Consider the following 14965-nt stretch of genomic DNA (forward strand, 5'->3'; position numbering starts at 1 on the left):
AAGAAGAATTGCTTTCCGAAGAGGAAATAAGGCTTCTTTGTATAAAACAAAAATAGGTTTATTATGAAGACTAAACAAGAAATTGTAGACAATTGGTTACCTCGGTACACTAAACGCCCGTTAGAACAGTTCACAAAACATATTTTATTGACTAATTTCTCGAAGTATGTCGAGATATTCGCCAATCACTTTAACGTTCCTATATTAGGGCTGGATGGTAATATGCCTAATGCTTCGGCAAACGGAATCACGATAATTAACTTCGGTATGGGTAGCGCTAATGCAGCTACTATTATGGATTTGTTGAGTGCCATTGAACCTAAAGCAGTTCTATTCTTAGGCAAATGCGGAGGTATCAAAAAGCATAACCAATTGGGAGATTATATTCTTCCTATTGCAGCTATCAGAGGAGAGGGTACATCCAATGATTATTTTCCCCCCGAAGTACCTTCGTTGCCTGCATTTAATCTGTTACGTTCGTTATCGTCTAACATACGTGATTTTAATAAAGATTATTGGACAGGAACAGTATACACTACCAACCGTAGGGTGTGGGAACATGATGATAAATTTAAAGAATATCTTCGCTCGATAAGAGCTATGGCAGTAGATATGGAAACTGCAACACTCTTTACTTGTGGTTTTGCAAATGGAATACCTACAGGAGCTTTGCTTTTGGTGTCTGACCAACCTATGATTTCGGACGGAGTAAAAACTGAGAGAAGCGATAGTATTGTGACTCAAAATTTTGTAAACGAGCATGTGATGATCGGAATCAAAGCTTTGACTACACTGATCAATAACGGATCTACAGTAAAACATCTTCGTTTCGAAGACTTTTGATAAGAGATGTCATTCGAACAAATTAAAAAAGATATAGTATCACGTAAGTTTCACCCCATCTACCTTTTGATGGGGGACGAACCTTATTATATTGATGATCTCACGAATGCTATTTTAGAGAGAGTCATTCCTGAGACAGAACGCGATTTTAATCAAACCATATTGTACGGATCAGAAACCGATGTGCCGACAGTGATTACCTTGGCTCGCAGCTTTCCGATGATGTCCGATCATCAATTGATTGTAGTAAAAGAGGCGCAAGGGTTAAAGAAAATAGAGGATTTAGAGATATACCTCAAAAATCCTTTGGCCAGTACCATATTGGTATTGAATTATAAGAACGGTACAATAGACAAACGCAAGAAACTCTATGCCGGAATAGAGAAATGCGGTGTTGTCTTTGAATCAAAGAAGATTCCCGACTATAAAATGCCTGCCTTCATCACCTCATTTGTCAGTACAAAGGGATTGGGAATCGATCAGAAGTCGGCTCAGATGTTGACCGACTATTTGGGTAATGACCTTAGTAAGGTTGTAAATGAAGTTGACAAGCTACTATTGTCGATACCTCCTTCTGAAAAGCGTATTACCGCAGAACTCATCGAAAGTAATATCGGCATAAGCAAAGACTTCAATAATTATGAACTCTTAAAAGCTGTTGTTGAAAAGAATACCTTCAAAGCCAATCAGATTGCAGATTATTTTGAGAAGAATCCCAAGAATAACCCTTTGATTGTTACGCTTGTAGTATTGTTCAACTTCTTTAGCAATCTAATGATTTGTTATTGGGCTAAAGACAAATCAGAGAATGGTATTGCTGCCGAATTAGGGTTTAGAAACAGTTTTCAGGCAAAAGACTATGTGCTTGCACTTAAAGGGTATAATGCTTTTAAGACCATGCAAATCATGTCACTCTTAAGAACTTACGATGCTAAATGCAAAGGCGTAGATAATCCTTCGACTCCCGATGGCGAGCTTTTGAGAGAGTTGTTGTTTAAGATTATGCATTAGTCTTTCTCTCCTAATAAGAGCAAGTTACTCGTTTTTTAATGCTCCGATAGGGTTTGCAGTGGCAGCGCGATAACTTTGTACACTTACGGTCAGAATAGTTATCAGCAGTACTATCAATGCTCCTAACAGGAATACCCACCAATATATCGGCGTCTTATAGGCAAACTGCTCGAGCCATTTGCTGACAATATAATGGGCGATAGGTACAGCAATAATAAAGGCTGTAACAAACTGTGTTAACATTCCTTTGTTCAACAATAACATGATCTGCTCGATGGTAGATCCCTGTACTTTACGGATAGCAATCTCTTTAGCCCTATACTTCGAATTAAAGGTGACCAACCCGTAAACCCCCATAATAGCGATGAGGATAGCAGTAAGAGAGAAGATCGAAAGCAAAGATGCCAGATTACTTTCCTGCTTATAAAGGTTGTCTACCAACTCATTCATAAAATGATATTCGAAAGGTGCTGTGGTAAATTCCTTCCACTTGGTTTCCAGATGTTTAATTGATTTATCTGTGTTTTCACCGCTTACTTTAAAATATATATTCGAATATTTGGGGTTGTCATACAATACGATACTTAATGGGGACATATCTTCGTAGAGAGGCATAAAATTAAAATCACTTACTACAACAGCACTTACTTTGACTATTTTGTTTTCAACAACTTCCGTTCCATACTGATTTATCATCTTTTGATTTACTGCCTCTATTTTCTCTTTCTCCTTATTATCGAGATTCTCCTTTCCTTCTAATACCTCTATGCCAAAGAAATCAAGGAAATTTTTTGATCCTTCCATTGCCGAATACATGATTTGTTTGTCTGCTACCATAAATCCAAACTTAGGGATTCCTGATCCTAAGCGGAAACTGCTGGCTGTACTGTTTACAATGCCGCCTGTCCCTGTAACTTCTTGCATATAAGCACTAGCATCGTTTAATAAAGGCTGCCAATCCAAGTCTTTATTGTTAACCACTAATACATTTTCTGAATTCATACCTAGATCATATGACCTGAAATACTCGTGCTGCAGTTTTATAAATAGTGTAACCAATATGAGTATGCTTGCAGCCGCAAATTGTATGGTAGTCAGTACATTCCTTAATTGTTTTCCATCTTTTCCTGCTCCTGCTCCTCCATAACCGGCTACAGGATTAAACGAGGTTAAATAGAACGCCGGATAAAGTGCTACTAACAGGCTTACCAGCGTAAGAATAATACCCAATCCTATAATAATCGCCACATTATCTTTCAGCAATAAACTGGCTGTGAAAAAATTGGCAATAACACTGGTACTTATATAGTAAACTGCCGATAGAGCGATAGCAAACGAGAAGAATGTAAACATCAAAGTTTCTAAAACAATCGAAATACCTAACAGATCACGTCTTGCTCCTAATATTTTCTGAATATTGATAGACCGTATCCGCATGGGAGCCATAGCTGTTATAAAATTCATAAAATTAATATAGGCTATCAACAACGTAACTGCGCCTATAGCCATGAGTGCCAAAATACTTGACCAGCTTTTAGCTTTTTGCCCCACTGTTTCAGGATGGCTGATATGTATGTTACACAAAGGAGTCAACTCTAAGCCTTTCTTTAAAACTTCGCAATCTCCTTCTCCTTTCGCATTTTTAATATCTTCTTTTTGAGGGGGAACTAAGTTGATCAAATCAAGCAGTTTCTTATCAGTTAAAATAGTTTCCAGATCGGCTAACTTTTGATTATTATCCAATAAATAATAAGTTCGAAAATTGCCCCCTACCTGGATACTACCCTCTGGGCTAAATCCCTCAAATCGATCCGGAGCCAGACGGGTAAATATTCCATTATCGAAGCTTGTATTTGTTGGAAAATCTTTGTAAACTGCACATACAGGCATCATCACATAATCCCATGAATTACTTAGTCCATCTTCAGATCTATGAATTGTAGGCATTGAAACAGATATCAGTTCTCCCATAGCACTTTTGTCCCCAAAGAGTCGTTTAGCTGTTTTCTCGCTAATGATTACCTTGTTTATATCTGCCAAGGTACTGGAACCGTTACCCTCAATAATATACAATCCAATAATGTCTAAAAACTGCGGTTCTACACTAGTTACAGATACCTTTGTATTGAATTGCTCCCCCTTATTTTTATACTTTACACTTAAATCCGTAGAGCTGATAACCCGTACCATATTCGAAGCATTAAACTTGGGTTGATTCACCCTGATAATTTCCGAATATTTATAATACATGTCAAAATTCCACCATTTTCCATAGTTAGTATCCTGATAAATTGAAAGTTGGTATAACCTATCGGCATTTTTCAGGCTGTTGTTGAACGTTAAATCACAATAGGTTTGTATAGCACAAATGGTAAATACCACCAGTGCGGCTGATAGTCCCAGTATATTCAATACTGATGCTGTTTTAAATCGTTTTATCACATGCAGAAAATTGAGAAATATAGCTTTCATGGGATATTTATATAAGGTTTTTCTGTCAAATAGAGTACTAAACTCGTGCCAAAAAAATAGAGATCTGATTAACAGGTTTTTAATAAGTAATTACATTCTCCGATTGTAAAATAATTATACAGTTCGGGTTAAAAATATTTACAAATAGTAAGAATCAGCAGGTAACAAAGTAAACAGTAAATGACTAATAAGTGTCACTTTTGAGAGTTTTTCAAACAATTGATTTTCAATATACAAGAGCTAAAAAGGTAACAAAAGTAACAAAAGTGACACCTAACACGAGCCTTTTTTCTCACTCAGATTCCTTTGTAACCTTTCCAGATCCCGTTTGGTCTTTTCGCTGTCTACAGTGATCACCAACGGACTCGGAGCCTGTGCCTGTTTCCTGCCTTTCGACTCGTTATATCCACCCGATAAAGAATATACGATAGCCGAAGTTTCGGGTACACAGTATTTTTCCTTTACCACATATTCTTTTACTACCAGACTATAAGGATCATCGCTATCCTTCGAAGCCACATACGTTGTTTTTGTTTCTACCTGCCTGTGCCCCTCCAGCTTTTGCCGCATCGATTGGCGGGCTCTCTGCCTCAATTTCTCTTCCCGTGCTTCTTCCGCTTGTTGCAGTGCCTCGGCAAAAGAAGGTTGGGTTACTTTCCATTCATAGAATACCTTGCGGCTAATGCTCACAATACGGCATATTTCGGTAATTGTATAATTATCCTCCTCTATTAATGCCGCAACCTTTTCGACAAGTGACTGGCTAAACTTCCCCATAATACTTTCTTTTATAGATAAAAAGCTTGTAGGGACATATTGCATACACCTTAAAAGAGTAAACAACGGATTATTTTAAACGCTAAGGAGCCAAAGGGCATAAATTACCCCGGCATTGTAGGGGCGAACCTATGTGTTCGCCCGATATTGGGCAGACACATAGATCTGCCCCTACCGTTTCTTCCTGGTCATGGTGAGGTCTGAGCAGGTTCGAGATCGGACTATTATAAAAGAAAAAAGGGTAAGCACTTGTGCTTACCCTTTAGTTATTTGTGGAAATTTCTGACCTAGATATTTTCCAATTCAGATGTAATGTCTTTAGTGATTTGTTGGAATTCGTCTTCCGATAACTTTAATCTGGGATTAGACAAGTTCATATCCTTTTCGGCATTGATCGGTATTAAATGTATGTGAGCATGGGGAACTTCCATTCCTATCACCATAAGCCCTATTCGTTTACAAGGCACTGCCTTTTGTATAGCTTTGGCTATTTTTTTGCTGTATACAATCATTTCAGATAATATCTGATCATCCAGGTCTAAAAGATAATCTGTCTCATGTTTCGGTATAACCAGTACATGTCCTTTAGTCATCGGTCTGATGTCTAAAAAAGCAAAGAAACTGTCGTTTTCGGCAATCTTATAGCATGGGATTTCTCCTTTTATTATTTTACTGAAAATAGTCGACATCTTACCTCTTTTTTAAATAATGTAAATACGTATTGATACTTTTAAAATCAGTTAACAGTCATCAGTTAACTATACTTAGAAGAGACTTTAGATAGATATATCAATGATTTCAAAAGACACCATTCCGTTAGGTACCTTTATCTCTGCAACTTCACCTACCTTTTTACCCATCAATCCTTTGGCTATCGGTGTATTTATTGCAATCTTGTTCTCTTTAAGGTTAGCTTCACTTTCGGCAACCAACATATATGTCATTTGTTGATTGTTTTTGGTGTTTTTTATCGTAACCTTATTTAGAATCTGTACAGAGTCTATGCCAATAGAACTCTTGTCTATCAGTCTGGCGTTGGCTAATAGATTTTTAAGTTGTCCTATTTTGGCCTCAAGTAAACCTTGAGCTTCCTTTGCTGCATCGTATTCAGCATTTTCGGAAAGATCGCCTTTATCGCGAGCCTCTCCAATTTGTTTTGAGATTTTAGGTCTTTCCACTGTTTCCAATAAGTTGATGTCTTCTCTCAACTTGTCGTAACCTTCTGCGGTCATGTAAGTAACAGCCATAGCAAAATGTTAATTAAAGATTAGTACTTTTTATAAGAGATAAAAAGAAAAAGAATCCTTGTCGTATAGACCAGAACTCCTTTTCTTTTTATGCTTGATGCAAATATATACTTAAATTTCGGACAAAACAAAATCCTATCACATAATTATAATAATTTTTGGATTTCAGTTTCAATATTTTCTCCTGGTACTAAGCGTTTTACAATCTCCCCATTACGGTTAATTAATAGAAGAGCGGGCAAAGCCTGTACATTGAATCTGGTAACAAGCGGCGAATCCAACGACTTCTTCTCGTGTACAGCAACCCAAGGTATGTTCGATGCTGAGTTTTTCCAGAAATGCACATCAGTATCAAAAGAAACTTGATATATTTCAAAATCAGGTTTGAACTTATTATATAATCTGTTCAATATGATATTATGTTCGGGAGACTTTTCAGACTGATATACAGTGAAATCTAATAAAACAACCTTTCCTTTCAGAGAAGAAAGGCTTATGGGTGTACCATTAACATCAGGTAATTCAATATTGTAATATTTAGCGGCGTCCACTTCATTGGCACTGTTTATATCAAAAGGTTGTTGCTCGCCTTGTCTGCGCACTTTTATGGCATTCAAAGTATAGTCATGCAGATGCTTTGTGCGTGGCGAATTCGGATAATACAGATCCCATGCTGTTGCTACAGCTGCAAAAGGTTTATAGTCAGACTTATCATAAGGATCGAAAAATAAATATCCTCTTACCTTTTGGAATAAAGCAAAATAAGATGCAGGGTTTTTAGTGTCTGAAAATATTATTTTCAGTGCAGCATCTTTATATTCAGAAGCAATAATCTGTATCTGGTCAAAGTATTCCTGTTCCTGAATCTCTTTATTGGTAAACCTTTTTTGAAGATCATCTAATGCCTGGCTGGCTTTGTTTTGTGCTAAAGTGATCGCTTTTAACTGAACATTATATTCAGAACCTTCTACAGTATATTCCGTTCCAAACGTTCCGGCAGAAGCGTTTACTTTGATCGTTTCAGTAGAATCGATTACTAAGTTGATAACCTGCCCGTTGAGACGAAGGACATAAAATTCGGGATAAGGAGTTGATTTTCCTTTAAATTTGAATTCACCTTTTGTGCCGAGTTTAACAGAATCGAGCAGAGTAATCTGGCTCAATTCGCGCTTCTCCAAATAAAGCATGGTTGTATCTGCTGTGTCAGATATTTTTCCTTCGATAACAAATTTGGGTCCTTTATCCGAACACGATACAAGGGCGCACAAAATAAAAAAGGCTAGTAGATTCTGAAATATCTTCATAATATAAGTAAGTAATGGTAAATATCTATTGTTACATTTTAGAACTATAACTGTCTCTCATTATTGTACTTACCGGAGCAATAAATAGGTCTGAGACCTTAATGGTAAATGTTTTTGCAAATATATGAATAAAAAATACTAAACAATTACTATTCTTTTGTTATATAAGCAGCGAATCCATATATTTGTTGCCGGATATGAAGATGAAATATCGTAACATACTGGTTTTATTTCTGGCTGCAATTGTATTTTTCGTTGGAGCCGGAGTTACTGTTGTAGATCTTTGTTGTTCGGGATGTATAGATAAAGTTATGTCTATGCAGTTGCATGCTGAGGCATGTTCGATGACAGAAATGAAAAGCGAGTCTCCCTCATGTTGCTCTCAGGAAGATCATTCCGAAGATGTTTCTTTATGCGTAAGCAGTCATGCAGAAAAATGCTGTGAAGCAAAGCGCGTCTCGATGGATCTCGATCGTTCCGTTTATCAACCAAACCTATTGCAGTCAATGGTTTGGACAATGGTCTCTGCTTTTATTTCCGGCTACCTTCCTGCTTCGGATAATAACGAATCCCTTGTTGTTGGTGAAGCACGAGACCCTGTTCCCATTCCCCCCCGTAATTATCTGAGTATGATCAGAGTTCTTATTATTTGATTTTATTGTTTGTAAAGCAAGGTTTTGTTGTACGGGTAACTCGGTTATCTTGTGCAACTATTATTCCGTATTACAGCCAACTATGGTTATTTATACTGACCAAAGCAATAAAAAGGTCTGAGACCTAATCAAACAATTAAGAATTCAATGGAAAAATTTAAACTTATCATATTATTACTGTTTATCCCTATTTTTACTTTTGCTGCTCAAAAGCTGAAAGGGTATGTATACGCACCCGATAAAACTCCCGTCATAGGAGCACAGGTACAATGGGAGAATGCTAAAGCGGGAGTTGTGACAGACGAAAACGGTTACTTTGAAATAGAAGGAAAATCAGGTAAAGACCATATGCTCTGTGTATCTTATATCGGCTACACACATAGTGTAACACACATCCATAGTTTTAATGACCTCCAGAATATAATTCTCACCGAAAGCACCGAACTGGGGGAGGTTGTAGTTACCAAATCGGTATCGGGACGTATAAGTTCGCGTACCGATTTACTCAAAACAGAAAAACTAACCGTAAAAGAACTAACCCGTGCCGCATGCTGTAATCTGGGTGAAAGTTTCGAGACCAACCCATCAGTCGATGTGGTATATAGTGATGCCGTAACAGGAGCAAAACAAATCCAGCTACTCGGTATATCGGGTAATTATGTTCAGATGATGACCGAAAATTTCCCTAATTTCAGAGGGGCAGCCAAGGTGTACGGACTCGATTATATACCCGGTCCGTGGATGGAAGGTGTACAGATATCCAAAGGTGCAGCTTCTGTGAAAAACGGATTTGAGTCTATATCGGGTCAGGTGAATGTCGACTACAAGAAGCCCACAACCGCCGATCCTTTGAGTCTTAATTTGTTTTTGGGAGATGTCGGACGTGTCGAAGGAAATGCCGATGCAGCTATTATAGTGAATGAAAACCTGTCGACCGGGCTTTTTCTCCACTACTCGAATGAAAAAAGAAGCCATGATGCAAATAACGACGGCTTTCTTGATATGCCCAAGAAACATCAGTTTAATATAATGAACAGATGGCATTATCAGACCGGTAAGTTTATATCTCAAACAGGAGTGAAATTCCTGAACGATGAGCGTATAAGCGGACAAGATCATCATACTATACAAAGTGATGCTATGCACGATCCCTATCAGATTTTTAATTATACGAACAGAGCCGAGTTTTTTACTAAAAACGGCTATGTCATAGACCCCGATAAGAATGAAAGTGTAGCATTGATAGTATCGGGTTCGTATCACGATCAGAAGTCACGTTTTTCTGATATAAGCCGTTACAATCTCTACGAGAGTAATGCATATGCCTCATTGATGTATGAAAAGGATTTCTCTCCGATGCATAAAATCAGTACAGGTCTGAGCTATAACTGGGATAATTTCGGACAGTCCTATTCTATACCTCAATTGGTTTCGGGTAAACAGCCCGACAGGGAAGCTGTTTCGGGAGCCTATGCTCAGTATACAATGAACTTAAATGACAAGCTGACTGTTCTTGCCGGATTAAGAGCCGATTACAGTTCTCTTTACGATTGGTTTGTAACACCCCGTTTGCATGTTAAATACAATGTAAGCCCTAACCTTTATTTCAGGGCATCAGCCGGAAAAGGATATCGTTCGGTTTTTGTACTTGCCGAAAATAGTTATTTACTAGCGAGTAGCCGAACATTGAATATCGCCGATAATCTGAAACAGGAGAGCGCATGGAACTATGGTCTTAGCGGAACATACCATATCCCCATTAATGGTGAGGAACTTACTTTTTCAGCAGAATGGTTCTATACAGATTTTTCCCGACAAGTGGTGATGGATATGGAAGCCGATCCGCGTGCTGTAAGTTTCTATAATCTTAATGGTAAATCTCATGCACATGTTGTACAATTGGAGGCTACATACCCGTTATTCAGAGGCTTTAATATTCTGGCTTCCTACCGATGGATGAACACGAAAGTGAATTACGGAGGCAAAGAATTACAAAAACCACTGGTAAGTGATTATAAAGCTTTATTGACAGCCTCGTACGAAACTCCATTGAGAAAGTGGCAATTCGATCTGACTTCGCAATTCAACGGGGGAGGACGTATGCCGACTCCCGATGCCGAAAATCCTCTTTGGGACAACAGATTTAAATCTTTTGTGGTAATGAATGCCCAGATTACAAAATTTTTCCGAACTTGGAGCGTTTATGCAGGAGGTGAGAACCTTACAGATTTCATCCAAAAGAATCCGATAATTTCGGCAGAAAATCCGTATAGTGAGAATTTTGATGCTACTATGGCATGGGGCCCCACACAAGGGCGCAGGTTTTATCTTGGATTCAGATATACTATTGGTAAGTAAGGCAGCCCCTCTTAATCTCCCCAAAGGAAAGAAACGACTCCCTCTTTTGGAGGGTTGGGGAGGCTCTAAATATTTGTTTAACAAAATATCCTTAGGAATATGAAATCAAAAATTGTTTTAATCATTATGTTATGTCTGGTATCTTTGAGCTTTAATACCTATGCTCAAGATAAGAAAGAAAAGAAGAACGATAAGAAAGAGGTCACATTCGATGTATCGATGACGTGTGATAATTGCAAGAAAAAAATAGAAAAAAATATTGCTTTCGAGAAAGGAGTCAGCGATATGAAAGTTGATCTTCCCAGTAAAACTGTGATGGTTGTTTATCACGAAAATAAAACAAATCAGGAAAAACTTCAAAAAGCCATTGAGAAATTAGGTTATGAAGTGAAAGTACATGAAGATACGAAGTGATGAGGTAATGATATTTCACACTTTTTTATTCTGAAAAGCAAATAAGTAATCAATAAAAATTAATCTAACATTTTTCATTTTAACGCAAAGCCGCAAAGTGGCAAAGAAATTCTTATTTAGCTGCAAAAATAACCTTATCGGCTTCGTGTCTTTGCGTTTATTAAATGTTGAAATAAATAGTATTGTTTACTTATATAAGGAACCTGAAAGGGTTTCTTATATATTTGTAGCTTGTAATTATGGATTTTTTAGCTTAAACTACTCTAATCTTATATCTGATTTAATTAATATAAAACTATAATGAAAATAACATTAAGTATTTTACTGAGTCTATGCACCCTTTTTGCATATAGCGAAGTTGTGTCGGAAGAGGTTTCGATAAGTGATTACACCAAGCTCTCCGTTACAGGTAGATGTGAGGTTGTTTACGAACAAAAAACCGATCAAAGAGCATATTTACGTATAGAAGTTGGGCAAGACTTTCGCAAGAATATAAATGTTAGTAGCCAATCGGGTCAACTATCTGTGAGTAGTAATATGGGAAATACCGGAGTGAACTTCTATAATGAGGAGGCAAATGTAAAAATATATACCAATTCTAAAAACTTGGCTGAAGTATCGGTAGCCGGAAATTCAAAAGTTGTTTTGAAAGGCGATATGGATGTTGCCGGTTTGAAATTATCCATTAGCGGATCGGGACTACTTATTACTACCGATAAACTTCATGTGAGTAATATGAATGTTTATATTAAAGGCAATGGACTGCTGCAGGCTGCAAAATTAGAATCACCCGATTTATCGCTTTATATCACCGGATCGGGAGACATACAAATAGAAGAAGTTTCAGCATCGAGGTTTTCAGCATCGGTTACAGGTTCAGGAACTGTTACAGCAAAAAACGGTGCAGCCAATATCACTCACCTGAGGGTTAAAGGAAATGGCGTAATCAGTGCCCTGAACGTGAAGTCGGAGAATGCCGATACGGGGATTTCCGGATCGGGAAAAATTCATGCTTATGCATCGGGATATTTGAAGGCCAGAATAAATGGAAGTGGGCATATCACCTATTTGGGATCGCCAAAACAAGTTGATAGAACTATCAATGGTGCAGGTAAGATATTTCCGGCCGAATTGCCATCCGGTACATCTTCTAATTAAGATAACAGACTTTTAGTCTTAAATTAAATAATCTGGAAGAAAGCAGGCTTTGAATTAAGCCTGCTTTTATTTTTTATTATGCGTCTTTAGCAAATCCTCCAACTGAATAATCTCATCCCTGTATTGAGCAGCTTCGAGGAAGTCCAGCTTTTTAGCAGCCTCTGTCATATGCTTTTTTGTTTTGGCAATAGCCGTTTTCAGGTCTGCTTCCGATATATAACCGGCTCTCGCTTCTGCTGCGATATTCATATGAGTAGGTTCGATATATGGTTTGGGTTCATTGTCTGTTCCTTTACCTCCCAATGCAGAACCTCTGGCTTTCTTTATCTGCTGAGGAGTGATCCCATGCTCTTCATTATAGGCAAGCTGAATCTCCCGACGACGATTTGTTTCATCTATAGTCAATTGCATGCTGTTGGTTATTTTGTCGGCATAGAAAATAACTCTTCCATTCACATTACGGGCTGCACGTCCCACGGTCTGGGTCAATGATCGGTGAGATCGCAGAAAGCCCTCTTTATCAGCATCCAATATGGCTACAAGCGATACCTCGGGCAGGTCGAGCCCTTCACGAAGCAGATTCACTCCAACTAATACATCGAATATACCACTACGCAGATCATCCATAATCTGAACACGATCCAAGGTATCAACATCTGAGTGTATATAGTTACATTTTACACCGTTATTAGCCAGATAAGTGGTTAACTCTTCAGCCATACGTTTGGTCAGTGTTGTCACTAATGTCCGTTCATCCTTATCCACCCGCATTTGGATTTCTTCCATTAAATCATCAATCTGATTGAGGCTCGGGCGAATGTCGATAGGAGGGTCTAATAATCCGGTGGGACGTATCAATTGCTCCACAACTACACCTTCCGATTGAATCAGTTCATAGTCGGCAGGAGTAGCACTTACATATATAATCTGCTTTACGAGCGATTCGAACTCTTCAAATTTCAGAGGTCTGTTGTCAATAGCAGCAGGCAGGCGGAATCCATATTCCACCAAGTTCTCTTTTCGGGAATGGTCGCCTCCGTACATGGCGCGTATCTGCGGAAGTGTTACGTGACTTTCGTCTATTACTACCAGATAATCATCGGGGAAGAAGTCCAAAAGGCAGAAAGGACGAGTACCGGGAGGGCGATTGTCAAAATAGCGCGAATAATTTTCTATACCCGAACAATGCCCTATTTCACGAATCATCTCCAAATCGTAGGTGACCCTTTCGTAAAGACGTTTAGCCTCTAATGGTTTTCCTATGGACTGGAAAAAATCAACCTGTTTTCCAAGGTCTATTGATATTTCGTCTATCGCCCTGTGTATCCTCTCCTTGGTGGTAACGAATAGATTGGCAGGATAGATGCGGTATTCTTCAAATCGTTCTATCCTTGCTCCAGTCAGGGGATCGATGCTTTCAATACTTTCTATTTCGTCATCCCAAAACATGACACGGATAATTATTTCAGCGTATGCCAGAAATATATCTACTGTGTCGCCTTTCACACGGAAATTGCCATGTGAGAATTCTACCTCATTTCGGGAATATAAACAATCGACTAAGTCCCGCAGAAATTTATCCCTTACCAGTTTTTTTCCTTTTTCTATAAGAATTGTATTATTGGCAAAATCCTCGGGATTTCCCATACCATACAAACAAGAGACAGACGATATTACAATAACATCTTTCCGACCCGATAACAAGGCAGATGTGGTTGCTAATCGAAGTTTCTCTATTTCATCATTGATAGATAGATCTTTCTCTATATATGTATTAGTGGAAGGAATATATGCTTCGGGTTGATAGTAATCGTAATACGAAACGAAATATTCAACGGAATTCTCAGGAAAAAAACCTTTGAATTCACTATACAACTGAGCTGCCAGAGTTTTGTTGTGGCTAAGTATTAATGTCGGTTTCTGAACCTGTTGTATAACATTGGCTATCGTAAATGTTTTTCCCGATCCTGTAACTCCTAAGAGAGTTTGATGAGGAATTTCACCATTGATACCCTCTACTAAAGCCTGTATGGCCGTAGGTTGGTCTCCGGTGGGTTTATATGCTGAGGTAATCTTAAAATCCATAATAGATATAAATGATATACTGCAAAGATAGCTATAAATAAAAATTATAGAGAGAAATGTATCAAAAGACACGAGTCGTTAGAAAAAATATTTTTCACTCCTGTTTTTAACATATTCTGTTGAGCTGGCAATCTCTGTTTCATAGAATGATTTGTGAGAATAAACTCTAAAGTAAAGAGAAAGAGGATCTATATACGTATTTTGTAGAAAGAATATAATAAATTATAATTCGGTTTAGGGACTTTTGTCATTTGATAAATTTGTATTAGTTTTGTGCCTCGGGAGTTTTGTGCTCTGGAACACTTAAATGACAACATTTTATTTATTATATAACAATTGTGTGGACTTTTATTTAACAATTAAGGTCTGTTTTTGCGTACTTAATAAGCTTGACAGCAATAAACATGCGTATCTGTGGTTTGAAGATTGTGGGAATCTCTAAGATAGTGTGAAAACTGTAAAGATGCTATTGCTGCATCTTTCTGGGATAATTTCCTTTTTACAGACTTCAAAAAAATATCAATAATAAATAAACATAAAGTATCTAGTATAAATAATACCTGCAACAATGTATTAGAGGTATCTGTGTGCGTTAAAAAAGCATTAACAAACTCATTGGAAAACTTTAAATAAAAAGTTTTAT

General features: G+C 37.7%; 12 protein-coding genes. 6 read left to right on the top strand and 6 right to left on the bottom strand.

Annotation, left to right across the window (positions count from 1 at the left end; genetic code table 11):
• The first annotated feature begins 63 nt into the window (after nt 1–63).
• Nucleotides 64–843 carry an AMP nucleosidase gene (locus CLV62_RS03040; RefSeq protein WP_110309322.1) on the top strand — a complete coding sequence of 260 codons (780 nt, stop codon included), beginning with the start codon at nt 64–66 and terminating at the stop codon, nt 841–843.
• Between the two features lie 6 nt (nt 844–849).
• Complete coding sequence (holA, locus tag CLV62_RS03045; protein WP_110309323.1) at nt 850–1854, top strand: DNA polymerase III subunit delta; 1005 nt, start codon at nt 850–852, stop codon at nt 1852–1854.
• A 24-nt stretch (nt 1855–1878) separates the two neighbouring features.
• Here holA and CLV62_RS03050 read toward each other — a convergent pair whose 3' ends face one another.
• The 5 genes from CLV62_RS03050 to CLV62_RS03070 form a co-directional block, all read right to left on the bottom strand.
• Complete coding sequence (locus CLV62_RS03050; RefSeq protein ID WP_110309324.1) at nt 1879–4326, bottom strand: ABC transporter permease; 2448 nt, start codon at nt 4324–4326, stop codon at nt 1879–1881.
• A gap of 273 nt (nt 4327–4599) precedes the next feature.
• Nucleotides 4600–5103 carry a hypothetical protein gene (locus CLV62_RS03055; RefSeq protein ID WP_146212687.1) on the bottom strand — a complete coding sequence of 168 codons (504 nt, stop codon included), beginning with the start codon at nt 5101–5103 and terminating at the stop codon, nt 4600–4602.
• 287 nt (nt 5104–5390) lie between these two features.
• Nucleotides 5391–5792 carry an HIT family protein gene (locus tag CLV62_RS03060; RefSeq protein ID WP_110309326.1) on the bottom strand — a complete coding sequence of 134 codons (402 nt, stop codon included), beginning with the start codon at nt 5790–5792 and terminating at the stop codon, nt 5391–5393.
• Between the two features lie 87 nt (nt 5793–5879).
• Entirely contained in the window at nt 5880–6350 is a 471-nt protein-coding gene (greA, locus tag CLV62_RS03065; RefSeq protein WP_110309327.1) for a transcription elongation factor GreA, read from the bottom strand.
• A 146-nt stretch (nt 6351–6496) separates the two neighbouring features.
• Nucleotides 6497–7654 carry a TlpA disulfide reductase family protein gene (locus CLV62_RS03070; protein ID WP_110309328.1) on the bottom strand — a complete coding sequence of 386 codons (1158 nt, stop codon included), beginning with the start codon at nt 7652–7654 and terminating at the stop codon, nt 6497–6499.
• Between the two features lie 203 nt (nt 7655–7857).
• On the opposite strand from CLV62_RS03070, the gene CLV62_RS03075 reads away from it, so the two are divergent.
• The 4 genes from CLV62_RS03075 to CLV62_RS03090 all read left to right on the top strand — a co-directional run bounded on the left by CLV62_RS03075 (nt 7858) and on the right by CLV62_RS03090 (nt 12237).
• Nucleotides 7858–8307 carry a hypothetical protein gene (locus CLV62_RS03075; RefSeq protein ID WP_110309329.1) on the top strand — a complete coding sequence of 150 codons (450 nt, stop codon included), beginning with the start codon at nt 7858–7860 and terminating at the stop codon, nt 8305–8307.
• A 147-nt stretch (nt 8308–8454) separates the two neighbouring features.
• Nucleotides 8455–10665, top strand: coding sequence for a TonB-dependent receptor (locus tag CLV62_RS03080; RefSeq protein ID WP_110309330.1), 2211 nt, complete (start codon nt 8455–8457; stop codon nt 10663–10665).
• 99 nt (nt 10666–10764) lie between these two features.
• Nucleotides 10765–11079, top strand: a complete 315-nt coding sequence (locus CLV62_RS03085; protein ID WP_110309331.1) for a heavy-metal-associated domain-containing protein — start codon at nt 10765–10767, stop codon at nt 11077–11079.
• 300 nt (nt 11080–11379) lie between these two features.
• Complete coding sequence (locus CLV62_RS03090; RefSeq protein ID WP_110309332.1) at nt 11380–12237, top strand: GIN domain-containing protein; 858 nt, start codon at nt 11380–11382, stop codon at nt 12235–12237.
• Between the two features lie 66 nt (nt 12238–12303).
• Here the strand turns inward: CLV62_RS03090 and uvrB are convergent, their stop codons facing one another.
• A complete protein-coding gene (gene uvrB, locus CLV62_RS03095; protein ID WP_110309333.1) occupies nt 12304–14322 on the bottom strand; it encodes an excinuclease ABC subunit UvrB in 2019 nt (672 codons plus the stop codon).
• Nucleotides 14323–14965: the final 643 nt, after the last annotated feature.

Source organism: Indolivaga alginatilytica (assembly GCF_003201355.1).
Lineage (GTDB): Bacteria > Bacteroidota > Bacteroidia > Bacteroidales > Dysgonomonadaceae > Dysgonomonas_A > Dysgonomonas_A alginatilytica.

Excerpts from the sequence above, each read along its gene's own strand:
- CLV62_RS03040 (WP_110309322.1), top strand. The coding sequence starts at position 64 with ATGAAGACTAAACAAGAAATTGTAGACAATTGGTTACCTCGGTACACT.
- holA (WP_110309323.1), top strand. The coding sequence starts at position 850 with ATGTCATTCGAACAAATTAAAAAAGATATAGTATCACGTAAGTTTCAC.
- CLV62_RS03050 (WP_110309324.1), bottom strand. The coding sequence starts at position 4,326 with ATGAAAGCTATATTTCTCAATTTTCTGCATGTGATAAAACGATTTAAA.
- CLV62_RS03055 (WP_146212687.1), bottom strand. The coding sequence starts at position 5,103 with ATGGGGAAGTTTAGCCAGTCACTTGTCGAAAAGGTTGCGGCATTAATA.
- CLV62_RS03060 (WP_110309326.1), bottom strand. The coding sequence starts at position 5,792 with ATGTCGACTATTTTCAGTAAAATAATAAAAGGAGAAATCCCATGCTAT.
- greA (WP_110309327.1), bottom strand. The coding sequence starts at position 6,350 with ATGGCTGTTACTTACATGACCGCAGAAGGTTACGACAAGTTGAGAGAA.
- CLV62_RS03070 (WP_110309328.1), bottom strand. The coding sequence starts at position 7,654 with ATGAAGATATTTCAGAATCTACTAGCCTTTTTTATTTTGTGCGCCCTT.
- CLV62_RS03075 (WP_110309329.1), top strand. The coding sequence starts at position 7,858 with ATGAAATATCGTAACATACTGGTTTTATTTCTGGCTGCAATTGTATTT.
- CLV62_RS03080 (WP_110309330.1), top strand. The coding sequence starts at position 8,455 with ATGGAAAAATTTAAACTTATCATATTATTACTGTTTATCCCTATTTTT.
- CLV62_RS03085 (WP_110309331.1), top strand. The coding sequence starts at position 10,765 with ATGAAATCAAAAATTGTTTTAATCATTATGTTATGTCTGGTATCTTTG.
- CLV62_RS03090 (WP_110309332.1), top strand. The coding sequence starts at position 11,380 with ATGAAAATAACATTAAGTATTTTACTGAGTCTATGCACCCTTTTTGCA.
- uvrB (WP_110309333.1), bottom strand. The coding sequence starts at position 14,322 with ATGGATTTTAAGATTACCTCAGCATATAAACCCACCGGAGACCAACCT.